Raw genomic sequence first — 22,794 nt, forward strand, 5'->3', positions numbered from 1 at the left:
CAGCCGCTCGACAAGGATGCGCTCCATCGTGAATCAAGACTGGCGTGGCGCCGTGGTGCGTCGGCTGTTGCTGCTGGTGGGGGCCTGCCTGCTGCTGGGCTTCATCACCGGCGAATATGCCTGGGTGCTGGCCTGCGGCCTGGCCATCCATCTGGCCTGGACGCTCAGCCAACTGCTGCGTCTGCACAAATGGCTGCGTGAGCACAAACCCGACGAGCCGCCGCCGGATGGCTACGGCCTGTGGGGCGAGGTATTCGACAGCATCTACCACCTGCAACGGCGCAACCAGAAGGCCCGCGGCCGTCTGCAGGCGGTGATCGACCGCGTGCAGGAGTCCACCGCGGCGCTCAAGGATGCGGTGATCATGCTCGACAGCCAGGGCAACCTGGAGTGGTGGAACCGCGCCGCCGAGACCCTGCTCGGCCTGAAGACGCCACAGGACAGCGGCCAGCAACTGGCCAATCTGGTGCGCGACCCGCGTTTCAAGGAGTACTTCGAGCGCGGCAACTATGCCGATGCCCTGGAGATTCCCTCTCCGGCCAACGACCGGCGTCGCCTGCAGTTCCATATCACCCGTTATGGCAATCGCGAGCATTTGCTGCTGGTGCGCGACGTCACTCGCCTGTATCAGCTGGAGCAGATGCGCAAGGACTTCGTCGCCAACGTCTCCCACGAGCTGCGCACGCCGCTGACGGTGATCGCCGGCTATCTGGAGACCCTGCTGGACAACGTCGAGGCGGTCAACCCGCGCTGGCTGCGGGCGCTGCAGCAGATGCAGCAGCAGGGCGCACGCATGCAGACCCTGCTCAATGACCTGCTGTTGCTGGCGAAGCTGGAAGCCACCGATTACCCCTCGGACAACCAGCCGGTGGCGGTGGATCTGATGCTGCTGTCGATCAAGAACGATGCCCAGGCGCTGTCTGGCGATCAGTTGCACCGCATCAGCCTGGAGGCCGATGCGCATATCAAGCTCAAGGGCAGCGAGGCTGAGCTGCGCAGCGCCTTCTCCAACCTGGTGTTCAACGCGGTGAAGTACACCCCGGCCGGTGGCGACATTCGCATTCGCTGGTGGGGCGACGAGCAGGGCGCGCACCTGGCCGTCAGCGACACCGGCATGGGCATCGAGGCCAAACACCTGCCACGCCTGACCGAGCGCTTCTATCGCGTGGATTCGAGCCGTGCCAGCAACACGGGGGGCACCGGTCTGGGCCTGGCCATCGTCAAGCATGTGCTGCTGCGCCATCGCGGCAATCTTGAGATCAGCAGCGTTCCCGGCAAGGGCAGTACCTTTACCTGCCATTTCGCCGCGGCGCAGGTGGTGCAGCGCGCGCGCTGAGTGCTTGCATTCGCCGCGGTGAAGCTCCAACCTCTAGCGATCACTGGCCAACCCGAACCTTCATGGACCCCTCCACGAGTCTTCCCGCTTCTGCCTATATCGCCGATTTCGGCCTCATGTTGTTCGCCCTGTTTCTGGTTCTGCTCAACGGCTTCTTCGTCGCCGCGGAGTTCGCCATCGTGCGTCTGCGCGCGACCAAGGTCGATGCCCTGGCCGAGGCCCATGGCTGGCGCGGGCACATCCTGCGCACCGTGCACAACCAGATGGACGCCTACCTATCGGCGTGCCAGTTGGGTATCACCCTGGCTTCGCTGGGCCTTGGCTGGGTCGGTGAGCCAGCTTTCGCCGAGTTGCTGACGCCGCTGCTGGTAGCGGTCGGCGTCGAGTCGCCGGCACTGATTCACGGCATCGCCTTCTTCGCCGCGTTCTCGATCATTTCCTACCTGCACATCGTCATCGGTGAGCTGGCGCCCAAGTCCTGGGCAATCCGCAAGCCGGAGCTGCTGTCGCTGTGGACGGCCGCGCCGCTGTACGCCTTCTACTGGCTGATGTACCCGGCGATCTTCGTCCTCAATGCCAGTGCCAACGCCATTTTGCGTATCGCCGGGCAAGGCGAGCCGGGGCCGCATCACGAGCACCACTACAGCCGTGAAGAGCTCAAGCTGATCCTGCACTCCAGCCGCGCCACCAGCGACAACGATCAGGACCTGCGGGTGCTGGCTTCGGCGGTCGAGCTGGGTGAGCTGGAAGTGGTGGACTGGGCCAATTCCCGTGAGGACCTGGTCTTTCTCGAACTCAACGCCAGCCTGGATCAGGTGTTCACCACCTTCCGCCGGCACAAGTACAGCCGCTATCCGATCTTCGACGAGAGCAAGGGCGAGTTCGTCGGTGTGCTGCACATCAAGGACCTGCTGCTGCATCTGTCGCTGCTGGAGATGTTGCCGTCAGCGCTCAAACTGGGGGATCTGATGCATCCGCTGGAGCGCGTCAGCCGCCATATGCCGCTGTCGCAGCTGCTCGAGCAGTTCCGCCAGGGTGGTGCGCACTTCGCCCTGGTCGAGGAGGCCGATGGCAAGGTGATCGGCTACCTGACCATGGAAGACGTGCTCGAAGCACTGGTCGGCGACATTCAGGACGAGCACCGCAAGGCAGAGCGCGGCATTCTCGCGTACCAGCCGGGCAAGCTGCTGGTGCGTGGCGACACGCCGCTGGCCAAGGTCGAGCGGTTGCTTGGCGTCGACCTCGACCATATCGAGGCCGAGACGCTCGCCGGCTTGATCTACGAGACGCTCAAGCGCATGCCCGATGAAGAGGAAGTGCTCGACACCGATGGCCTGCGCATCATCGTCAAGAAGATGAAGGGGCCGAAGGTGGTGCTGGCCAAAGTGGTCAAGCTGGACTGAGTCGGCAAGGCGCCAACGGACCGCGTCTCAGTCGGTGAAGATCGCTGTTCGTTCGGTCAGCTTTTTCTCCTTCAAGCCAGGCCCGTTCAGGGCCTGTTCAGTTTCGCGACCGCTTATCCGGTTTGTCGAATAGCCGTTGGCAAGGGAAGTCTAGGTACTTGCGTCCCATCTCCCGGTGGGGCGGGGTATCCACTCATTGCCAAGGAAATCGTCATGCAGCTGTCCAGCATCACCCCCAAAGCAACACTCGCCCTGTGCCTGGCGGGCGCCTCGCAGGCCTATGCAGACTCGGTCACCGACCCCATCTCGACCTTCGGTGTCATCGCTTCGCACAACCAGTACAAGCTCACCGTGGACGATGAAAGCGACAAGGAGCGCCTCAACCAGGGCGGTCTGTTCTACCACTTCGGCAACAAGCTGACCGGGCAGGAAGGCTTCATCTACCAGGCCGGGATCGAAGGTCAGTACCGTGACAAGGACGACGTGGAATACAAGTCCGCACGTGCCGACATCGACCTTGGCCTGCGCGCGGCGCTGAGCACCAACAACTACGTCGACCTGATCGTCGGCGGCGGCTATGACTGGGGCCGCATCGAGCAGGACGACGTCGGCCCGCTCGACAGCAACGTCAAGCTGACCAGCAAATCGCCTTTCGCCAAGGCCGGGCTCGGTTACAACTACCTGACGCCGGATTACACCCTGCGCCTGGAAGTGGGGGCGCGCTATTCCATCAACTCCGAAGCGCGCCTGAAGGTCGATGGCGACAGCGACTCCGTGGACCTCAAGGACAAGGTCAATCCCTACGGCGAGCTGACCGTGCTGTGGAACAAGGGCATCAACAGCCTGCCGGTCAGCACCAGCCTGTACTACACCCAGACCCGTTACGAGCTCGACAGCAACAGCGAGATTGCCGAGCGCAGCAAGCTCAAGCAGGAGCAGGTTGGCCTGCGTGTAGGTCTGGCGTTCTAAGCGCCGCGTGGACCGCCTGGCATGCCGGGCGGTCTGCCGTGATTCCCCCGCTCACATCCTCCCCAACCTCCGAATGGCGGGCTGCACGCGATCTGGCCAGCGCTTGCTCGATCCAGTAGGGTGTCATCCCGCCATCTCGGGAGGCGGCCGCTGTGCCGTCGTGTCGTTTTCATTGTGAGGAAAGAGCGCATGAGTGCACCCGTCGTCATCATCGGCACCGGCCTGGCCGGCTACAACCTGGCCAAGGAGTGGCGCAAGCTCGACACGCAGACGCCCTTGCTGCTGATCACCGCTGACGATGGCCGCTCCTACTCCAAGCCGATGCTGTCCACCGGCTTTGGCAAGAACAAGGATGCCGACGGCCTGGCCATGGCCGAAGCCGGTGCCATGGCCGAGCAGCTCAATGCGGAAGTCCGTACCCATACCCGCGTCACCGGTATCGACCCAGGCCACAAGCGTCTGTGGATCGGTGAGGAGGCTGTGGCCTACCGCGACCTGATCCTGGCCTGGGGCGCCGAGCCGATTCGCGTGCCGGTCGAAGGTGATGCCCAGGACGCGCTGTTGCCGATCAACGATCTCGAGGACTACGCCCGCTTTCGCAGCGCCGTGGCTGGCAAGCGCCGCGTCCTGATTCTCGGCGCAGGCCTGATTGGTTGCGAGTTCGCCAACGACCTCAGTGCCGGCGGCTACCAGGTCGAGGTGCTGGCGCCCTGCGAGCAGGTGATGCCCGGCCTGCTGCATCCGGCGGCGGCCTCTGCCGTGCAAGCGGGTCTGGAGGGCCTGGGCGTGCGATTCCACCTGGGGCCGGTGCTGGCCAGCCTCGACCGCCAGGGTGATGCGTTGCAGGCGTCGCTGTCCGACGGCAACCTGATCCAGTGCGATGCCGTGGTTTCGGCTGTCGGCCTGCGTCCACGCATCGCGCTCGCCGCGGCGGCAGGGCTCGACGTCAACCGTGGGGTGATGGTCGACCGCCAGCTGCGTACGTCGCACGCCAATATCTACGCCCTGGGCGATTGCGCCGAGGTCGATGGTCTCAACCTGCTGTACGTCATGCCGCTGATGGCCTGCGCCCGGGCGCTGGCCAAGACCCTGGCCGGCGAGCCCACGGCTGTCAGCTACGGGCCGATGCCGGTGACGGTGAAGACCCCGGCATGCCCGCTGGTGGTTTCGCCGCCACCGCGTGGCCGCGAGGGCGAGTGGACGGTCGAAGGCAGCGGTAGCGACATCAAGGCGCTCTGCCGCGAGGCTTGCGGAACGCTGCTCGGTTACGCGCTGACCGGCGCAGCCGTGCAGGAGAAACTGGCCCTGAACAAGGAATTACCAGCACTGCTGGCATGATTGGCTGCCGTTCTGTCGGATACGCCACGAAATTGCCCGGTTAAACCGTCCGACGAGACTGGCGCCGCGCGGTGCGGCGTGCCATTCTCCCTTGGGTCTGCCGCAGCGCAGAGCTGTTGCGGCGCCTTGGGCGCTGTTCTGGAAGAACAGCACGGACACAACAACAAAAAACCGTCAAAGAGGCATCTATGCGTAAACCGGAACTCGCCGCCGCCATCGCCGAAAAGGCTGATCTGACCAAGGATCAGGCCAATCGTGTACTCAACGCCGTACTGGAAGAAATCACCGGTGCACTGAACCGCAAGGACAGTGTGACGCTGGTTGGCTTCGGTACCTTCGTCCAGCGCCATCGTGGCGCCCGCACGGGCAAGAACCCGCAAACCGGTCAGCCGGTGAAGATCAAGGCCAGCAATACCGTCGCCTTCAAACCGGGCAAGTCCCTGAAAGACGCGGTCAACTGAGCCCCTTACCCGGGGCCATTCGGCTCCGGGGTCCCCCTGCGCAGGCATACTGCGCCCCACGCTGCTACGGCCGTGCTTTAGACGGGCTGTAGTCTTGCAAGAAAACCACTACAATGCGCGCCCATCATCTTCGATCACGAGGGCCTGTGCATGAAATTCCGTTTTCTTCTGTGGATGCTGGGCCGCCTGATGGCCAAGGCCAGTCGTGAGAACCCGGCGTTCCGTCAGCAACTCGAAGGCCGCGATATGGTGTTCCAGCTGCACACCCTCGACGGCAAGGTCGCCCGCCATTTCATCGTTGCCGGTCAGCGTGTGACCAGCAAACGCGGCACCGCGACGGACCCCGCTTTCGCCATCGGTTTCAAGGATGCCGCCTTTGGCTTCGAAACCATGACCACGAAGAACAAGCAGCTGGCCTTCATGCAGGGTATCCAGAACAAGGACATTCAGATCCAGGGCAACCCGGCGCTGGTGATGTGGTTCCAGGGGCTGACCAAGTACCTGATGCCGAAGAAGAAGACCGAGGCGCCGAAAAAGGCTGCCTGAGCGACACCGACAGGCGTCGCGGCTGGCCGCAACGCTGCGCTTTGGTTAGGCTGCCAGGCACGTTCCTGTGGAAAACCTGGCCATGCGTCTTTTCCTGCTCCCCCTGCTATTGCTGAGCGCGACCACTGTGCGGGCCGAGCCGGCCTCTGCCAAAGCCCTGCTGCCTCTGTTCGAACTCGCCGGTATCCATCTGCTGTGCGAACAGAGTGCGCCGTTGCTGCAGCGTGGGCAGGCTGAAGCCGAACAGCAGCGCCTCGCTCAGCTGTTCGCTGGCGAGGCGTTCTGTCTGGAGCTGGCGACGCGGGTCGCGACCCGCTTCGATGCGGTGCAGGGTGAACAGGCCCGTGAGCGTCTCGATAGTGCGCTGGCGCAGCGTTTCACCGCGGCCGAGCGGGCGGTGGGCGAGCAACCCGAGGGCCTGGCCGAGTACCGCCAGCGGCTGCAGGAGCAGCCGCCACGCGGCTCGCGCCTGGAACTGATCAAGCGTCTCGATGCCGCCGCGCATACGACCGAACTGGCCAGCCTGCTGCGCTACGAAGTCGGCAAGACCCAGGCGTTACTGGCGCTGAGGGCGCGTGGCGAGAATCTCGGTGAGGCTGAGTTGCAGGCACAGACGCAGGCACAGGCGGATGCCATTCGCCAATCCAGCGAGCAGGCAGTGGAGACCTTCATGTTCTATGCCTATCGGCAGATGCCCAGCGACCAGCTCGCCGAGTATGCGGCGCTGTACGAGCATCCCAGCGTCAGCCAGTTGCTCAGCACCAGCCTTGACCTGTTGCCGCAGCTGTTCGCGGAGCGCCGCGAGCAGCTGCGCAAGGCGGCTATCGAGCCTTAGACAGCCGCGCTCACGACCACTCAGTGTTGCGGCTGTTGGAACTGCGCCGCCAGTTCACGCAGGGCAACCTCGGCGCTGAGCACCTTGCTCACCGCATCGTCGGCCTTTTCCCGGCTCAGGCCCAGGGCCTCGAACAGCTCGTCAGGAATCTCGTTCTGCGGGCCGGCACCGATACCCCGGTTGCGCAGCAGGCTGACCGCCAGGCACACCAGGTTGGGGAAGGCGGCGTTGTCGCCGGCATAGGACGGGTCGTGCTGGAAGCGCAGGGCGTTGGACAGCTCTTCGGGCATGTCCCAGTGGCGCATCAGCCAGGCACCGATCTGCTCGCGGGTGATGCCCAGCAGGTGTTGCTCGATATGGCTGTGCGACAGGTGCGGGTTGACCTCCAGATGACGGCAGATCAGCGAGAAGTGCGGCGGGAAGACGTGCGCCAGAACCAGATAGCCGAAATTGTGCAGCAGGCCGGCGAGGTAGGTCAGGCCGGCTTCTGGGCGCTGCGCGCGCGGCATGGCGCGGGTCAGGCCTTCGATTACCGCAGCGGTGTAGATCGCCTGTTGCCAGTAGGGCGTGGCGTGCTGGGGCTGGTCCTTGGGCAGGCTCAGGGTCTTGCCCAGGGCCAGGCCGAGGGCCAGGTTGATCACCAGATCGAAGCCCAGCACGCGAACGATGGCGTCCTCCACCGAGCGAATCTTGCCGGGTGCGGCGTAGTACGGCGAGGCCGCCCAGCTGACCACTTGGGCGGCCAGCGCCGGATCGGTTTCCACGACGCCGGTGATGTCGTCCACCGTGGCATTGGGGTCGACCCGTAGTTTGATGATTCTCTGCGCGGTTTCCGGCAGCGGTGGAATCTCGATGGTTTCTTCCAGGCGCTGCTGGATGCGCCGCGCGGTGAAAGCCTGTACCGCCTGGGTGATTTCCGCGCGGTCGTCATGCGGGCGATCGAGGTTCGGTTTGATCGCGCTGACCGGCTCGCCGAAACGCGCCGCGCTGGCCTTGCTCAGCAGCGCCTTGAATGCGTCGGTGGGGATTTCCAGCAGCACGCCGGGCTGGCCGGAATCGATCAGCAGGCTGGGGGCCAGCAGCAGGCGTTCCTCATACAGGCAAGGCGAGCTGGTCAGCGGTGGCAGGCCGGGCAGGGCGGCCAGGTTGTGCTTGCCGAGCATGCGCTCCAGGCGCTCCGGTTTGACCGCGGTGAGCTGGCGCCCGGTCAGTTCGGCCAGGCGCGACAGGTCGAGCAATTGGCTGCGCGGGTAGAGCACCAGCAGAGCACCGACGGCGTCGTCCAACAGCACGGCTTGCAGGCGTGCTTCGCTTGGCTGGCCCGGTCGCTCCGCACGCACCTGGTAGGGCACGGCGAGTTTCTCCAGCAGTTGCGCGATCACGGCAGGTGGTTGCGGAGTTGGATTGGCGGCGAAGGCTGCTTCAGTCATATCGATATCCAGCGTTGGCGCATGTGCCCCGGAGTATAACCAGCGAGGATTTGCGCAAAGGTTCGTGGCGACGGTTGTCCTGTGAACAGGTTCACACTTGACCGTATTGCTGGCCGTGACGCAACCAGCGCTCCAACAATGGAGCCACATGTTGCGGCCAATGTTCCAAAAGAGCTTGCGCGGCGTCGCGCACGGCGGGTAACAGGTCGGCATCGCGCATCAGGTCAGCGACCTTGAACTGCAACAGGCCGGTCTGCCGGGTGCCGAGCATTTCGCCGGGGCCGCGCAGTTCGAGATCCTTCTCGGCGATGACGAAACCGTCGGTGGTTTCGCGCATGATTGCCAGGCGCTCGCGCCCCAGTTGTGACAGGGGCGCATGGTAGAGCAAGACGCAGTGGCTGGCGGCGCTGCCGCGCCCGACCCGGCCGCGCAACTGGTGCAACTGGGCCAGGCCCAGGCGCTCGGGGTTTTCGATGATCATCAGGCTGGCGTTGGGCACGTCGACGCCGACTTCGATCACCGTGGTGGCCACCAGCAGCTGCAGGTTGCCCTGCTTGAATTCGTCCATCACCGCCGCCTTTTCGGCGGGCTTCATGCGTCCGTGGATCAGCCCGACACGCAACTCGCCAAGCGCCGCAGAAAGCTCCTCGAAGCTGGTTTCGGCAGCCTGGCAGGTGAGTTCTTCGGACTCTTCGATCAGGGTGCATACCCAGTACGCCTGGCGCCCCTGCTGGCAGGCATTGCGCACCCGCTCGACCACCTCGATACGGCGGCTGTCGGCAATCACCAGGGTGTTGACCGGCGTCCGTCCGGGCGGCAGTTCGTCGAGGATCGACGTGTCCAGATCGGCGTAGGCGCTCATCGCCAGGGTGCGCGGGATGGGGGTGGCGGTCATGATCAATTGGTGCGGGCTGAGGCGTCCGTCGATGCCTTTCTGGCGCAGCGCCAGACGTTGCTGCACGCCGAAGCGGTGCTGCTCGTCGATGATCACCAGGGCCAGGCGTTTGAACTTCACTTCGTCCTGGAACAGGGCGTGGGTGCCGACCACCATCGGGCAGCCGGCGGCGATCTGCTCCAGTGCGGCGGCACGCGCCTTGCCCTTGAGCTTGCCGGCCAACCAGGCGACGTCCAGGCCGAGCGGCGCCAACCATTTGCTGAAATTGAGAAAGTGCTGCTCGGCTAGGATCTCGGTCGGCGCCATCAGCGCTACCTGGTAACCGGCCTCCAGCGCCTGCAGGGCGGCCAGGGCGGCGACCACCGTCTTGCCGGCGCCGACGTCACCCTGCACCAGGCGCAGCATGGGTTCGCTCTGCGCCAGGTCATAGGCGATCTCGGCGCCGACGCGCTGCTGCGCGCCGGTCGGGGCAAAGCCGAGGTTCTGCAGGTACAGCTGTGGCAGTTTTTTCGCCGGCGGCAGGGCTGGCGCCTGCTGGGCGCGTACCTGTTCGCGCAGGCGTTGCAGCGACAGCTGATGGGTCAGCAGCTCTTCGAAGGCCAGGCGATGCTGCGCCCAGTGGCGGCCCTCGGCGAGTTCTTCGACATCGGCGTCCGGTGGTGGCCGGTGCAGGTAGCGGATGGCATCGCTCAGCGGCGCCAGGCGATAGTCGCGGGCCAGCTCGTCGGGCAGCCAGTCCGGCAGGCTGCGCGGACCGAGGCGCGCAAGCGCCTGCTGGCTGAGCTGGCGCAGACGCTGCTGGGTCAACCCTTCGGTGGTCGGGTAGATGGGCGTCAGGCTTTGCTCCACCGGGGCCGGCTCGTCGCCGCTCTGCGCGCGGTATTCCGGGTGGTAGATCTCCAGGCCGGTGGCGCCGGGGCGTACTTCGCCATAGCAGCGCAGGGCGGTGCCGCGCTTCAGGCCGTCCTTCTGCGCCTGGCTGAAGTGGAAGAAGCGCAGGCTGAGGGTGCCGCTGCCATCCTGCAGGCGCACCAGCAGGCTACGGCGGCGGCCCATGACCACGTCAGCACCGGCAACGATGCCCTCGACGACCGCATCCTGCCCCGGGCGCAGCGCGCCGATGGGGGTGATGCGGGTGCGGTCCTGGTAGCGCAGCGGCAAGTGGAACAGCACATCCTGCAGGTTTTCCAGGCCGACCTTGGCGAGTTTCTCCGCCAGCGCGGCGCCTACGCCTTTCAGCGCGGTGACGGAAATCGCTGACAGCTCGCTCACGTCCGGCCTCAGGCGCTCTTGGTCTGCGGGCTACGGGCGACCGAGCAGAGGCGGATGGAGTCAGCCAGCACTTCGATGGCGTTGGGCCGCGGGAAGCTGGCGCGCCAGGCGATGGCCACGGTGCGGAAGGGTACCGGCGCGCTGAGCGGACGCACTTCGATCACGCCCGGCGCGTAGTGGTGGCTGTCCACCGCCGAGAACGGCAGGATCGATACGCCAAGGCCGGAGGCGACCATGTGACGGATGGTTTCCAGCGAGCTGGATTCGACCGTGGTGTGCTTGCCGTGGTCGTCGCCGCCCTTGCGCAGAGTGGGGCAGGCCTCCAGTACCTGATCGCGGAAGCAGTGGCCTTCGCCGAGCAGCAGCAGGCTCTTGTCGTTGAGCAACTTGGTGTCGATGGTGTCCATCGCCGCCCAGGGGTGGCCGGCCGGCAGCAGCGCGTAGAAGGGCTCGTCGTACAGCGGCTTGGTCAGGACATCGGCTTCCTGGAATGGCAGGGCGATGATGATGGCGTCCAGCTCACCGGTGCGCAGCTTGTCGCGCAGGATGTGAGTGAAGTTTTCCTCGATGTACAGCGGCATGTCCGGAGCGACCCGGTGCAGCTGCGGAATCAGGTGCGGGAACAGATAAGGGCCAACGGTGTAGATGGCGCCGATCTTCAGCGGTGCGGTCAGCTGGTTCTTGCCGGCCTGAGCCAGTTCGCGAATGCCCTGGGCCTGCTCCAGCACTTTCTGCGCCTGGGTGACGATGCCCTCACCGACCGGGGTCAGGCGCACAGCGCTCTTGCTGCGCTCGAAAATCAGTACGCCGAGCTCGTCCTCCAGCTTCTTCACGCCGACCGACAGGGTTGGCTGGCTGACATGGCAGCGTTCGGCGGCGCGACCGAAATGCTGTTCCTGAGCGAGGGTGACGATGTAGCGCAGTTCGGTGAGGGTCATAGTGTTTATCCATTAAGTTGCCGCCAAGCATAGCCTTTGCAAACAGATGAACCAACCGGGCTAACAGGCTGTTGCACAACTATCGCGACTTTGGCGACTGCTGCGCGCGCCTTCACCCAGGCGTCGTCGCGTTGCCGCCTGGCGCCGGCTGCCTCGCCAGCGCTCTGGGACGGCCTGTTACACTGCGTTTTTGCGTTAAGGTCATGGAGAAAAGCATGTCGGGAAGCAAAAGTCTGCTGATCGCCGGGTGCGGGGACGTCGGCAGCCGTCTGGGTCTGCGCATGGCCGACCAGGGCTGGCGTGTGCTAGGCATGCGGCGCAACGTGGCTGCGCTGCCGGGCGGCATCGAGCCGCTGGCGGGTGATCTGCATGCCGATGCCTGTCCGCCGGGCTGGCCGCAGGGGCCGCTGGACTATCTCGTCTACTGCGCCGCCGCTATCGAGCACGACGAGGCCGGTTACCGCGCGGCCTATGTCGATGGCCTGCGCCGTGTGCTGGGCTGGCTGGCACAGCATGGCCAGCGCCCGCGACGTATTTTCTTCGCGTCCAGCAGCGGCGTGTATGGGCAGCAGCAAGGCGAATGGATCGATGAAGACGCTCCAGCCGAGGCCCAGAGCTTTTCCGCCGTGATCATGCGTGAGGCCGAACGCGTCGTGCTCGACAGCGGCCTGGCCGCGACCACGGTGCGCCTGACCGGGCTCTACGGCCCCGGTCGTGAATGGCTGCTGAGCCAGGTACGTGGAGGCTATCGGGTCAGTGAGACGCCGCCGCTGTATGGCAATCGCATTCATGTCGATGACGCTGCAGGCCTGTTCGCCACGCTGCTGCAAGCGGACGCCGAAGGTGCCTCTCTGGCCGACTGTTATCTGGGTGTCGACGATGAGCCGGCGCCGCTGCATGAGGTGGTGGGCTGGCTGCGCGAGCAACTGGGCGTCAGCCATTGGAGCGATGAACAGCGTGTGCGCCGTGCTGGCAGCAAGCGCTGCCGCAATGCCCGCGCCCGTGTGCTGGGTTGGGCGCCGCAGTACCCCAGCTATCGCGAGGGCTATGCGGCGATCCTCGGCGGGCACTGAGGTGGACGCCAATAGCCTGCTGGCCAAGCCGTGGTTGCCGGGCGTCGAGCTGTTTCACGCCGATTTCTCCGGGCAGGCATTCGGCCGGCACAGCCACGATGCCTTCGCGATCGGCGCCATCGTGCACGGGGTGGGCGGCTATCAATGCCGTGGCCAGCGCTATGCACTGCCTGCCGGCACGCTGTCGCTGATGAACCCCGAGGAGCCGCACACCGGGCATGCCGAGTCCGAGCGCGTGGTCTATCGCATGCTCTATATCGAGGAGTCGCGCCTGCCCACGTTGCTTGGCCGCAAGCGGCTGCCCGAAGGATTTCGTGAACTCAATCCGGCCGATGATGGACAGGTCGCGATGCGCCTGGCGCGCCTGGCGGATGCCTTCGAACGCAGCGATGCGCTGGGGCTGGAAAGCGAGCTCCTGGGGCTGCTGGAGCAGGTATTCGTCCGTCATGGTGGCTTGCGCGAGGCGCGCCCGGCCCGTCGCGACAGCGGGGTGACGGCGGCCCTGCGGGATTATCTGGAGGCGCACTACGCCGAGGCCGTCAGTCTGGAACGCTTGGCCGGCCTGGTGCAGCGTCACCCGCGACACCTGATCGAGGCGTTTCGCCGGGCCTATGGCGTGCCGCCGCACACCTACCTGCTGCAGCGCCGGGTGCGCGAAGCCAAGCGTAGGTTGCTGCAAGGACAGGCGCTGGCCGAGGTGGCGCTGGAGCTGGGTTTCTATGACCAGGCGCACTTCAACGGTGTGTTTCGCCGCTTCACCGGGGTCACTCCGGGGCGCTTTCGCACGCTGGCGCAGGGCTGAGCACGCAGCACCGCAGGACGAAGTCGCGGCGCTGCGTCAGGCTCGCCGGTGGGACCTCGAGCAACTGATAGCCCGCTTTGGCATAGACCTCGCGCATCACCGCGCAGGTCCGTTCGGCCTCGGCCGCATCCTGGCGGCGCTCAGGGTCGTTGCGGTAGATCTGTGGCCAGTGGGGCAGCAGGAACACTTGCCGCTGGTAGCGCAACTGGCGCGCCGCCTGCAACAGGTGTTCGCCGACCGGCAGGTCGTTCAGGCGCAGGTAGCCGATGATGTCGATCAGGCTGCGGTCGAAGAACACCGGCCCCTTCATCGTCAGTGCCTGGCGATGAGCCCTGAGCTCCCAGGCCAGCATCAGTTCGGCGAACAGCTTCGGGTCACGCCAGGGCAGGCCGGCGCCGCCGATGGCCTGTTGCTCGCGAATGATCGCCCGGCCGGCTTCCTCGCAGGTACTGTGGCCGGCCTGCGCCAGAGCTGCCAGCAGGCTGCTCTTGCCGCTGCCGGGGCCTCCGGTGAGGACGTGAAAAGGTGGAGGGCATGGCATCAGGGTGAGTTCCTCTGAGTTTTTTCCAATACACCGCTACCGGTAGTTGCCGACACTGCCTCCGCCAAACGGAGGTTGCATGTTCGCGTTGTTTCTACTGGTTTCCGGTACTCATTTCGCCGCCCTGCTGTCGCCCGGGCCGGATTTCTTTCTGTTGATTCGTACCGCGCTGGCGCAAGGCCGGCGTCAGGCCGACGGTTGCGCCTGTGGCATCGCGCTGGCCAATCTGCTGAGCATGCTGCTGGTGCTGTTCGTCATGGCCCTGCTACCCGCCGAGGGCAGTTGGTTGTGGCGCGGATTGCAGCTTGTCGGCGGCTTGTACTTCGCCTGGATCGGTCTGCAGGCGCTGGCCTCGCGGCGGGATCTGCTGCTGCCGCAGGGCGACCAACTGAGGCTGGGCGGGTTGTGCAAGGGTATGCGCCAGGGCTTGCTGGCCAGCAGCCTCAACCCCAAGCTGCCGCTGTTCTACGCCGGGCTGTTCGGGGTGTTGCGCGAGTCCGCGATGCCGGCATGGGGGCTGGGCCTGGCGATGGCGTGGATGACCCTGGTGGTGCTGTGCTGGGATCTGGCGTTGGTACGTCTGCTCGATCAGGCGCGCTGGCGCGCCTGGTTGCAGCGCCGGGTACGCTGGCTGGATCGCGGCTGCGGCGGGTTGCTGCTGGCGCTGGGTGTCTGGTTGCTGCTGGGGGCTTTTTAGCTGGCGCCGCTCCTGCCCGGAGTCGGCGCATCCTGCGTCAGCGGCGCTTGAGCAGCCAGCGCTGCGGGCCGGGCTGGTACTCGGGCATCTCGTCGAACTGGGCGCGGTTGTGCGCTTCGAAGATGCGCAACTGGTTGCCCTCGTGGACGAACAGCCAGGGGCTACCCTGATCGCCCGCCTGCAGCCAGATACTGTCGTGCTCGCCGCTCATGGCGGCGCAGTCGCCCGCCAGGCACAGGGCGAAGCGCTCGGCGCCGGGTAGGCCATGCACCTGGCCGTCGCTGTCGAAACGCACCAGGCCGCCCTGGCCTTGGCCTTCCTCGATCAGCCAGTCACCGCCCAGGTAGTCGCGGTACAGCGCCTGTTCGAAGCTGCTGCCCAGAGCCTTGGGTTCGCCCGAGCCATCGACGCGGGTGAAGTGCTGCTCGGGCCAGTAGTCGCTGGCGATCTGCACCAGTTCGCCATTCTGCACGCTCAGCTGTTCCTGGTAATCGCCATAGAAGGTGACCTGCCAGCGTCCCTCTGCGGCGCTCTGCAGCTTGCCTTCGGCCAGCTCGAAGCCATTGCTGTAGCTGGCTTGCTGACGGTCAGGAGCGATATGCCATTCGAGGTTGGGACCATAGGCGAGCAGGGCTTCGCGTAGACGACCGCTTTCACGGGCGGCGTCGATGGCGGCCTGGTTGATCCAGGTTCCACTCGGGTCGTTGTTCGGCTTGCTGGCGCAGCCGGCCAGCAGGGTCGCGCAGAGCAGCAGGGAAAGCAGACGCATGGTGATCTCCATGCTACGTGAGGAGGGAAGAGCGGGGCGTGAGGCCCCGCTGTGGCGCTTATTCCAGAACCAGAATCGCGTCCATTTCCACCAGCGAACCACGCGGCAGGGCGGCAACGCCGATGGCCGCACGCGCCGGGTAAGGCTGTTCGAAGTAACGGCCCATGATCTCGTTGACCTTGGCGAAATGCGACAGGTCGGTGAGGAAGATGTTGAGCTTGACGATGTCCTTGAACGAGCCGCCGGCTGCTTCGGCTACGGCCTTGAGGTTTTCGAACACCTGTACGGTCTGCGCTTCGAAGCCTTCGACCAGCTCCATGCTCACCGGATCCAGCGGGATCTGGCCAGACATGTAGACGGTGTTGCCGGCCTTGATCGCCTGGGAGTAGGTGCCGATGGCGGCGGGGGCCTTGTCGCTGCTGATGACGGTCTTGCTCATGAATCGCTCCTTATGAGAACTGACTGGGTCGAGGCACCCAGCCTACAGACTGGAAATAGGGGGATTGTGTCAGGCGCGTACTCGGGTGATACGCATCACGCCCTTGAGCGCGCGCAGTTTCTTGATCACGCGGGCCAGGTGTACGCGGTCATGCACGCTGACCACCAGTTGTACCACGCTGATGCGACCATCGCGTTCGTCCATGCTGATCTTCTCGATGTTGCCATCGGCGGCATTGACGCTGCTGGCCAGCAGGGCGATCAGGCCGCGCTGGTGCTCCAGCTCGACGCGCAGTTCGACGTTGAATTCGCCGGTGACGTCCTTGGCCCAGTTGAGCTGGATGCACTTTTCCGGGTTGTGGCGGATTTCGACGATGTTCCGGCAGCTTTCCATGTGTACCACCATGCCCTTGCCGGCAGACAGGTAGCCGACGATGGGATCGCCCGGAATCGGTGTGCAGCACTTGGCGTAGCTCAGCACCAGGCCCTCGGTACCGCGAATCGCCAGCGGCCCTTCACTGCCGGGCAGGGTTTCGTCGCCACTTTCGGCCAGCAGGCGACGGGCCACGACGTAAGCCATGCGGTTGCCCAGGCCGATGTCTTCGAGCAGGTCCTCGATGACTTCCTGGCGATACTCGCCCAGCACGGCTTGCACGCGCTCGGGAGCGATCTTCTCCAGGTGCGTATCGAAGCTGGCCAGCACCTTGTTCAGCAGGCGTTCGCCGAGGTTGATGGATTCCGAGCGGCGCTGCTGCTTGAGCGCATGGCGGATATGCGTGCGCGCCTTGCCGGTGACCACGAAGTTGAGCCAGGCCGGATTCGGCCGTGCGCCCGGGGCGGTGACGATTTCCACCGTCGAACCGCTTTCCAGCGCCTGCGACAGCGGCGCCAGGCGACGGTTGATGCGGCAGGCGATGCAGGTGTTGCCGACGTCGGTGTGCACCGCATAGGCGAAGTCGACCGCCGTGGAGCCTTTCGGCAGCTCCATGATGCGGCCCTTGGGCGTGAACACGTAGACCTCGTCCGGGAACAGGTCGATCTTCACGCTCTCGATAAATTCCAGCGAGTTGCCGGCACGTTGCTGCAACTCCAGCACGCCCTTGACCCACTGGCGCGCGCGGGCGTGGTTGCCCTTCGGCACTTCGTCCTCGTTGGACTTGTACAGCCAGTGCGCAGCGATGCCGTTGTTGGCCATCTCTTCCATCTCGCGGGTGCGGATCTGGATCTCGATGGGCACGCCGTGCATGCCGAACAGCGTGGTGTGCAGCGACTGGTAGCCGTTGGCCTTGGGAATCGCGATGTAATCCTTGAAGCGCCCGGGCAAGGGTTTATACAGGTTGTGCACGGCGCCAAGCACGCGGTAGCAGGTGTCGACCTTGTCGACGATGATGCGGAAGGCGTAGACGTCCATGATCTCGTTGAACGCCTTACGTTTACCGCGCATCTTCTGGTAGATGCTGTAGAGGTGCTTCTCGCGGCCGATCACCTCGCCTTCCATACCTTCGTGCTGCAGGCAGACCTGGATCGATTCCTCGATCTTGGCGACGATTTCCTTGCGGTTGCCCCGAGCGCGGCGCACGGCGGCGCGGATGCGCTCGGAGCGCATCGGGTGCATGGCCTTGAAGCCCAGGTCTTCGAACTCCACGCGCATGTTGTGCATGCCCAGCCGGTTGGCGATGGGCGCGTAGATTTCCAGGGTTTCCTTGGCGATGCGCCGGCTCTTCTCGTGCGGCATGGCATCGAGAGTGCGCATGTTGTGCAGGCGGTCGGCGAGCTTGACCAGAATCACGCGGATATCGCGGGCCATGGCCATGGCCATCTTCTGGAAGTTCTCGGCCTGCGCCTCGGCCTTGGTCTCGAAGTTCATCTGGGTCAGTTTGCTGACCCCGTCGACCAGTTCGGCCACGGTTTCGCCGAACTGCGCGTTGAGCGCTTCCTTGGCGATGCCGGTGTCTTCGATGACGTCGTGCAGCATGGCGGCCATCAGGCTCTGATGATCCATGTGCATTTCAGCGAGGATGCTGGCCACGGCCAGCGGATGGGTCACGTAGGCTTCGCCACTGCGGCGGCGCTGGCCATCGTGCGCCTGTTCGGCGTAGAAGTAGGCTCGGCGTACCAGGTTGACCTGGTCATGGCCGAGGTAGGCCGAAAGTCGGTCGGCGAGAGCGTCTATGCCTGCCATGGGGTATCCCCCTCAGGGCTGGCTTGGCTACACGCCGCGCGACTTCGACCCGGCATCATCGACTTACAGAGGCTCGTTGGCCTCTTCCTCGAAGGCGGCGAACAGCGGCTCTTCCTCGACGATGTCGTCCTGGGCGATCACTTCATAGTCCACCAGGCCAGCCGCGATTTCGCGCAGGGCCACTACGGTGGGTTTGTCGTTTTCCCAAGCCACTTTCGGCTCTTTGCCGCCGGTGGCCAGCTGGCGCGAACGCTTGGTCGCGAGCATGACCAGTTCGAAGCGGTTATCAACGTTGTCCAGGCAATCTTCGACGGTAACGCGAGCCATGGTGTTCCTCGTAACTTGTGCGGATAAGCTTGGCCCGAGCGGGCGAGCGGACTGAATAGTCTAAAAAATCACCAGCGACAATGGAAGCGCTGTTTTACGCCAGCAGTTCGCTGAGCAGGCCGGCATGGCGCTGCTGCTGTTGCTGCTGGATCAACTGATTGCTGCGGAAGATGGCTTTCAGGTCGCTCAGGGCGTGGTTGAAGTCATCGTTGATCACCAGGTAGTCGTACTCGACGTAGTGGCTCATTTCACTGACCGCCTCGCGCATGCGCCGCTCGATGATCTCGCCGCTGTCCTGGCCGCGATTGGTCAGGCGATGGCGCAGGGCCTCCTGGGTCGGCGGCAGAATAAAGATGGACTTGGCCTGTGGCATCAGCTTGCGTACCTGCTGCGCGCCCTGCCAGTCGATCTCCAGGATCAGGTCGAAACCTTCGGCCAGGGTCTGTTCGACCCACTTCTGCGAGGTGCCGTAGAAGTTGTCGAAGACCTGCGCATGCTCGAGGAACTCGCTGCGCTCGATCATGGCGCTGAAGTGTGCATGCTCGACGAAGTGGTAGTTGACCCCGTCCTGCTCGCCCGGGCGCATGGCACGCGTAGTGTGCGAGACCGAGACGCGAATTTGCGCTTCGCTGTCGATCAGGGCCTTGACCAGGCTGGTCTTGCCGGCGCCGGAAGGTGCGGAAATGATGTAGAGGGTGCCGGTGGTGGCCATTAGAGCTTCCTGAGCGAATCTTGGTGGACGTGAAGACGTAGCGAGCGACGGCTGGGCAAGGCGAAATCAGGTGAGAAAGCGGAGTTTACGACTGTAAATGAGCATTTCGAACCTGATTTGTACGCGGTATAGCCTAGCGTAGCCGTCTTCACTCGATATTCTGAACCTGCTCGCGCATCTGCTCGATCAGGACTTTCAAGTTGACTGCCGCTTGCGTGCTGCGCGGGTCGAAGGCTTTGGAACCGAGGGTGTTGGCTTCGCGGTTGAGTTCCTGCATCAGGAAGTCCAGGCGCCGACCCGCGGCGCCGCCAGCCTTGAGCACGCGGCGCACTTCGCTGACGTGGGTGCTCAGGCGGTCCAGTTCCTCGGCCACGTCGCTCTTCTGCGCCAGCAGCACCAGTTCCTGTTCCAGGCGTTGCGGGTCGAGCTCGGCCTGCATCTCGGCGAAGCGGGTTTCGATCTTCTGGCGCTGGCCGGCGAGCATCTGCGGCACCAGTTGGCGCAAGGCGGCGACTTCGTCGAGGATGCTGTCGAGGCGCTCGTTGAGCAGCTTGGCCAGTTCCGCGCCTTCACGGGCGCGGCCGGCCTTGAGCTCGCCCAGCGCCTGGTCGAATAGCTTCAGTGCGGCCGCGTTGAGGGCTTGCGGGTCGGCCGAGTCGGCTACCAGCACGCCTGGCCAGGCCAGCACTTCCAGCGGGTTGAGCGGCGCCGGCTGCTGAATCAGGGCGGCGACCTGCTCGGCGGCGCTGATCAGTTGGCGAGCGCGCTCGCTGTCGACCTGCAGTTGTTTACCGGCGCTTTCTTCGGCGAAGCGCAGGGTGCATTCCACCTTGCCGCGCGACAGGCCCTGGCGCAGTGCTTCACGCACGGCGCCTTCGAGGTCGCGAAACGCTTCGGGCAGGCGCAGGTGCGGCTCAAGATAGCGGTGATTGACCGAGCGCAGTTCCCAGCTCAGGGTGCCGTGGGCTGTTGCCTGCTCGTTGCGGGCAAAGGCCGTCATGCTGTGAACCATGGGATACCTCGTGGAAGTCGGCTCGAAAAACGCAGGATTGTAGCGCAGTGAATCGACCCGACCCAATTCGGCATGTCGCCACAGCCGCCCGGCCCCTATAATGCGGACTGTTTTCACTTAACGAAGTAGGTATCGCTCGATGAAACGTCCCAGTGGCCGCGCCGCCGATCAGTTGCGCTCGATTCGCATCACCCGCAACTACACCAAGCACGCCGAGGGCTCGGTGCTGGTGGAGTTCGGCGATACCAAGGTGATCTGTACCGTCAGCGTCGAGTCCGGGGTGCCGCGTTTCCTCAAGGGCCAGGGCCAGGGTTGGTTGACCGCCGAGTACGGCATGCTGCCGCGCGCCACCGGCGAGCGTAACCAGCGTGAGGCCAGCCGCGGCAAGCAGGGTGGTCGTACCCTGGAGATCCAGCGCCTGATCGGCCGTTCGCTGCGCGCTGCGCTGGACATGACCAAGCTGGGCGAGAACACCCTGTACGTCGACTGCGACGTGATCCAGGCCGACGGCGGTACCCGCACCGCGTCCATCACTGGGGCCATGGTGGCGCTGATCGACGCGCTGAAGGTGCTGAAGAAGCGTGGTGCGCTGAAAGGCGAGCCGCTCAAGCAGATGATCGCAGCCGTGTCGGTCGGCATCTACCAGGGTGAGCCGGTACTGGATCTGGATTACCTGGAAGATTCCGCCGCCGAGACCGACCTCAACGTGGTGATGACCAACGCCGGCGGTTTCATCGAGGTGCAGGGCACCGCCGAAGGTGCGCCGTTCCAGCCTGACGAGTTCAACGCCATGCTGGCGCTGGCGCAGAAGGGCATGAACGAGATCTTTGAACTGCAGAAGGCCGCTCTGGTCGACTGAGATCTTCAACCGCGCAAGGAGCACCCGCATGAATGACGATATGCAAGACCCGGTTCCGACGCCCAGCCAGGAAGCACGTCAGTGGGCGATGTTCTGTCACTTCGCCGCCTTTCTCGGCCTGGTGTTCCCGTTCGGCAATCTGCTCGGTCCGCTGATCATCTGGCAGATCAAGAAGGACATGGACCCCTTCGTCGACGCTCAGGGCAAGGAAGCGCTGAACTTCCAGATCAGCGTGGCGCTGGCCGCTGTCGTCTGCTTCATTCTGATGGTGGTGGTGATCGGCTTCCCATTGCTGATGCTGCTGGGCCTGGCCGCGCTGGTGCTGACCATCATCGCCGGGATCAAGGCCAACGAGGGGCAGGCTTATCGCTACCCCTTCAGCTGGCGCCTGGTGAAGTAAAGCTGCGTGCAAGAAAAAGCCGGCGATAAGCCGGCTTTTTCGTATCTGTCGATCAGATGCTGAGAATCCAGTCGTAATCGACGATCAGCGGCGCATGCTGGGAGAAGCGCGGCTGACGCGGCAGGCGGGCGCTGCGAACGCTGCGGCGCATGCCCGGAGTGAGCAACTGGTAGTCGAAGCGATAGCCCAGGTTGAGCATCTCGGCCTGTTCGTTGTCAGGCCACCAGCTGAACTGGTCGCCTTCGCGGCTGACTTCGCGCAGGGCGTCGACATAGCCCATGTTGCCGACCACTTCATCCATCCAGGCGCGCTCGGGCGCCAGGAAGCCCGGTGATTGCTGGCAATCGCGCCAGTTCTTCACGTCCATCTTCTGGTGCGCCACGTGCAGCGAGCCGCAGTAGATGTACTCGCGACGCTTGCGCCGTTGCTTGTCCAGATAGTGGGTGAAGTCGTCCATGAACTTGAATTTCTGATTCAAGCTCTCGTCACCGTCCCGCCCGCTTGGCAGAAGCAGGGTGGCGATACTTACCTTGTCGAAATCTGCCTGCAGGTAGCGCCCGTAGCGATCGGCCATCTCGAAGCCGAGGCCGCTGATCACCGCCTTGGGTTGCAATCGCGAGTAGAGCGCCACGCCACCTTGGCTGGGCACTTCACCGTCGCATGCATAGAGGAAATAACCATCCAGCTGGAAGGCTTGGTCGTCCATTTCAAAGGCGGAGGCACGGGTGTCTTGCAGGCAGATCACGTCGGCATTCTGGGCTTGCAGCCAGCTGAGCAGACCTCGCTCGGCCGCAGCCTGAATACCATTCACGTTCACACTGATGATCCGCATAAATGGCCCCCAAAAACACATGCATGTATGATACCCGAGCTCACTTCAATTAGCTAAATCCGTGCCGTCCGGGACTTTTCATGCAAGCGTACCAGCGCGATTTCATTCGTTTTGCCATCGAGCGCGGAGTTCTGCGTTTCGGTCAGTTCACCCTCAAGTCCGGGCGCACCAGCCCCTATTTCTTCAACGCCGGCCTGTTCGACAGCGGCCTGGCGCTGGCCCAGCTGGGGCGTTTCTATGCGGCGGCTATCGTCGATAGCGGCATCGAATTCGACGTGCTGTTCGGCCCGGCCTACAAGGGCATTCCGCTGGCGGCGACCACTGCCGTCGCGCTGGCCGAGCATCATCAGCGCGATCTGCCCTGGTGCTTCAACCGCAAGGAAGCCAAGGATCACGGCGAAGGCGGCACTCTGGTCGGCGCGCCACTCCAGGGCCGTGTGCTGATCGTCGATGACGTGATTACCGCAGGCACCGCCATCCGCGAAGTGATGCAGATCATCCAGGGCCAGGGCGCCCAGGCTGCCGGCACGCTGATCGCGCTGAACCGCCAGGAGCGTGGCCAGGGCGAGCTCTCCGCGATTCAGGAGGTCGAGCGCGACTTCGGTATGCCGGTAGTGAGCATCGTGTCACTCGAACAGGTATTGGAATATCTGGCAGGGGATGCTGAACTGAAGCAATATCTGCCGGCTGTCGAAGCCTATCGCGCCGAGTACGGAATCTAGCCCTA

Annotated in this window: 24 protein-coding genes; 13 read left to right on the forward strand and 11 right to left on the reverse strand. The window is 64.4% G+C overall.

Features of this window, described 5'->3' with window-relative positions:
* Positions 1-16 precede the first annotated feature (16 nt).
* The 7 genes from phoR (at position 17) to ACN8M7_RS18810 (ending at position 6,888) form a co-directional block, all read left to right on the forward strand.
* The gene (gene phoR, locus ACN8M7_RS18780) at positions 17-1,336 is read left to right on the forward strand and encodes a phosphate regulon sensor histidine kinase PhoR (RefSeq protein WP_490261756.1); all 1,320 of its coding nucleotides are present in this window, start codon (positions 17-19) and stop codon (positions 1,334-1,336) included.
* A 62-nt stretch (positions 1,337-1,398) separates the two neighbouring features.
* Complete coding sequence (locus tag ACN8M7_RS18785; protein WP_490261757.1) at positions 1,399-2,739, forward strand: hemolysin family protein; 1,341 nt, start codon at positions 1,399-1,401, stop codon at positions 2,737-2,739.
* A 213-nt stretch (positions 2,740-2,952) separates the two neighbouring features.
* Positions 2,953-3,708 (forward strand): outer membrane beta-barrel protein, encoded by a 756-nt coding sequence (locus ACN8M7_RS18790; protein WP_061238300.1) that lies wholly within the window; start codon positions 2,953-2,955, stop codon positions 3,706-3,708.
* Positions 3,709-3,897: 189 nt separating this feature from the next.
* Positions 3,898-5,046 carry an NAD(P)/FAD-dependent oxidoreductase gene (locus ACN8M7_RS18795; protein ID WP_490261758.1) on the forward strand — a complete coding sequence of 383 codons (1,149 nt, stop codon included), beginning with the start codon at positions 3,898-3,900 and terminating at the stop codon, positions 5,044-5,046.
* A 188-nt stretch (positions 5,047-5,234) separates the two neighbouring features.
* Positions 5,235-5,507 (forward strand): HU family DNA-binding protein, encoded by a 273-nt coding sequence (locus tag ACN8M7_RS18800; protein WP_003242571.1) that lies wholly within the window; start codon positions 5,235-5,237, stop codon positions 5,505-5,507.
* A 150-nt stretch (positions 5,508-5,657) separates the two neighbouring features.
* Positions 5,658-6,053 carry a helicase gene (locus ACN8M7_RS18805; protein ID WP_490261759.1) on the forward strand — a complete coding sequence of 132 codons (396 nt, stop codon included), beginning with the start codon at positions 5,658-5,660 and terminating at the stop codon, positions 6,051-6,053.
* 82 nt (positions 6,054-6,135) lie between these two features.
* A complete protein-coding gene (locus ACN8M7_RS18810) occupies positions 6,136-6,888 on the forward strand; it encodes a hypothetical protein (RefSeq protein ID WP_490261760.1) in 753 nt (250 codons plus the stop codon).
* A 20-nt stretch (positions 6,889-6,908) separates the two neighbouring features.
* Here the strand turns inward: ACN8M7_RS18810 and ACN8M7_RS18815 are convergent, their stop codons facing one another.
* The 3 genes from ACN8M7_RS18815 to ACN8M7_RS18825 all read right to left on the reverse strand — a co-directional run bounded on the left by ACN8M7_RS18815 (position 6,909) and on the right by ACN8M7_RS18825 (position 11,423).
* Positions 6,909-8,318: an aminoacyl-tRNA deacylase and HDOD domain-containing protein gene (locus ACN8M7_RS18815; protein WP_490261761.1), complete on the reverse strand. Its 1,410-nt coding sequence runs from the start codon at positions 8,316-8,318 to the stop codon at positions 6,909-6,911.
* Between the two features lie 91 nt (positions 8,319-8,409).
* Positions 8,410-10,485 carry an ATP-dependent DNA helicase RecG gene (recG, locus tag ACN8M7_RS18820; RefSeq protein ID WP_490261762.1) on the reverse strand — a complete coding sequence of 692 codons (2,076 nt, stop codon included), beginning with the start codon at positions 10,483-10,485 and terminating at the stop codon, positions 8,410-8,412.
* A gap of 8 nt (positions 10,486-10,493) precedes the next feature.
* Entirely contained in the window at positions 10,494-11,423 is a 930-nt protein-coding gene (locus ACN8M7_RS18825) for a hydrogen peroxide-inducible genes activator (protein WP_061238306.1), read from the reverse strand.
* A 215-nt stretch (positions 11,424-11,638) separates the two neighbouring features.
* On the opposite strand from ACN8M7_RS18825, the gene ACN8M7_RS18830 reads away from it, so the two are divergent.
* Together ACN8M7_RS18830 and ACN8M7_RS18835 are read left to right on the forward strand one after the other, a co-directional pair.
* Positions 11,639-12,496, forward strand: coding sequence for an NAD-dependent epimerase/dehydratase family protein (locus ACN8M7_RS18830; protein ID WP_490261763.1), 858 nt, complete (start codon positions 11,639-11,641; stop codon positions 12,494-12,496).
* 1 nt (position 12,497) lies between these two features.
* Positions 12,498-13,298, forward strand: a complete 801-nt coding sequence (locus ACN8M7_RS18835) for a helix-turn-helix transcriptional regulator (protein WP_061238308.1) — start codon at positions 12,498-12,500, stop codon at positions 13,296-13,298.
* On the opposite strand, the gene ACN8M7_RS18840 is transcribed toward ACN8M7_RS18835, so the two are convergent.
* On the reverse strand, positions 13,261-13,839 hold the full coding sequence (locus ACN8M7_RS18840) for an AAA family ATPase (RefSeq protein ID WP_490261764.1): 579 nt from the start codon (positions 13,837-13,839) through the stop codon (positions 13,261-13,263). The genes ACN8M7_RS18835 and ACN8M7_RS18840 overlap by 38 nt on opposite strands.
* A 79-nt stretch (positions 13,840-13,918) precedes the next feature.
* Here ACN8M7_RS18840 and ACN8M7_RS18845 point away from each other — a divergent pair, with 79 nt between their 5' ends.
* Positions 13,919-14,536 (forward strand): LysE family translocator, encoded by a 618-nt coding sequence (locus ACN8M7_RS18845; RefSeq protein ID WP_490261765.1) that lies wholly within the window; start codon positions 13,919-13,921, stop codon positions 14,534-14,536.
* A 37-nt stretch (positions 14,537-14,573) separates the two neighbouring features.
* On the opposite strand, the gene ACN8M7_RS18850 is transcribed toward ACN8M7_RS18845, so the two are convergent.
* The 6 genes from ACN8M7_RS18850 to ACN8M7_RS18875 form a co-directional block, all read right to left on the reverse strand.
* Positions 14,574-15,305, reverse strand: a complete 732-nt coding sequence (locus ACN8M7_RS18850; protein WP_490261766.1) for a hypothetical protein — start codon at positions 15,303-15,305, stop codon at positions 14,574-14,576.
* A gap of 58 nt (positions 15,306-15,363) precedes the next feature.
* Positions 15,364-15,744: a RidA family protein gene (locus tag ACN8M7_RS18855; protein ID WP_061238312.1), complete on the reverse strand. Its 381-nt coding sequence runs from the start codon at positions 15,742-15,744 to the stop codon at positions 15,364-15,366.
* A 69-nt stretch (positions 15,745-15,813) separates the two neighbouring features.
* On the reverse strand, positions 15,814-17,925 hold the full coding sequence (spoT, locus tag ACN8M7_RS18860; RefSeq protein ID WP_061238313.1) for a bifunctional GTP diphosphokinase/guanosine-3',5'-bis pyrophosphate 3'-pyrophosphohydrolase: 2,112 nt from the start codon (positions 17,923-17,925) through the stop codon (positions 15,814-15,816).
* A 63-nt stretch (positions 17,926-17,988) separates the two neighbouring features.
* Positions 17,989-18,252 (reverse strand): DNA-directed RNA polymerase subunit omega, encoded by a 264-nt coding sequence (gene rpoZ, locus ACN8M7_RS18865; protein ID WP_061238314.1) that lies wholly within the window; start codon positions 18,250-18,252, stop codon positions 17,989-17,991.
* A gap of 94 nt (positions 18,253-18,346) precedes the next feature.
* Positions 18,347-18,964 (reverse strand): guanylate kinase, encoded by a 618-nt coding sequence (gene gmk / locus ACN8M7_RS18870; protein WP_061238315.1) that lies wholly within the window; start codon positions 18,962-18,964, stop codon positions 18,347-18,349.
* Between the two features lie 148 nt (positions 18,965-19,112).
* Positions 19,113-19,976, reverse strand: coding sequence for a YicC/YloC family endoribonuclease (locus tag ACN8M7_RS18875; protein ID WP_490261767.1), 864 nt, complete (start codon positions 19,974-19,976; stop codon positions 19,113-19,115).
* A gap of 139 nt (positions 19,977-20,115) precedes the next feature.
* Between ACN8M7_RS18875 and rph the strand changes: the two genes are divergently transcribed.
* Both rph and ACN8M7_RS18885 read left to right on the forward strand, forming a co-directional pair.
* Entirely contained in the window at positions 20,116-20,835 is a 720-nt protein-coding gene (rph, locus tag ACN8M7_RS18880; RefSeq protein WP_061238317.1) for a ribonuclease PH, read from the forward strand.
* Positions 20,836-20,863: 28 nt separating this feature from the next.
* Complete coding sequence (locus ACN8M7_RS18885; RefSeq protein WP_061238318.1) at positions 20,864-21,235, forward strand: DUF4870 domain-containing protein; 372 nt, start codon at positions 20,864-20,866, stop codon at positions 21,233-21,235.
* A 52-nt stretch (positions 21,236-21,287) separates the two neighbouring features.
* Here ACN8M7_RS18885 and crc read toward each other — a convergent pair whose 3' ends face one another.
* Positions 21,288-22,067, reverse strand: a complete 780-nt coding sequence (gene crc, locus ACN8M7_RS18890; protein ID WP_061238319.1) for a catabolite repression control protein Crc — start codon at positions 22,065-22,067, stop codon at positions 21,288-21,290.
* A gap of 80 nt (positions 22,068-22,147) precedes the next feature.
* Between crc and pyrE the strand changes: the two genes are divergently transcribed.
* Positions 22,148-22,789: an orotate phosphoribosyltransferase gene (gene pyrE, locus ACN8M7_RS18895; protein WP_061238320.1), complete on the forward strand. Its 642-nt coding sequence runs from the start codon at positions 22,148-22,150 to the stop codon at positions 22,787-22,789.
* The last annotated feature ends 5 nt before the right edge of the window (positions 22,790-22,794 follow it).

This window comes from Pseudomonas spartinae, assembly GCF_965197125.1.
GTDB lineage: Bacteria > Pseudomonadota > Gammaproteobacteria > Pseudomonadales > Pseudomonadaceae > Aquipseudomonas > Aquipseudomonas composti_A.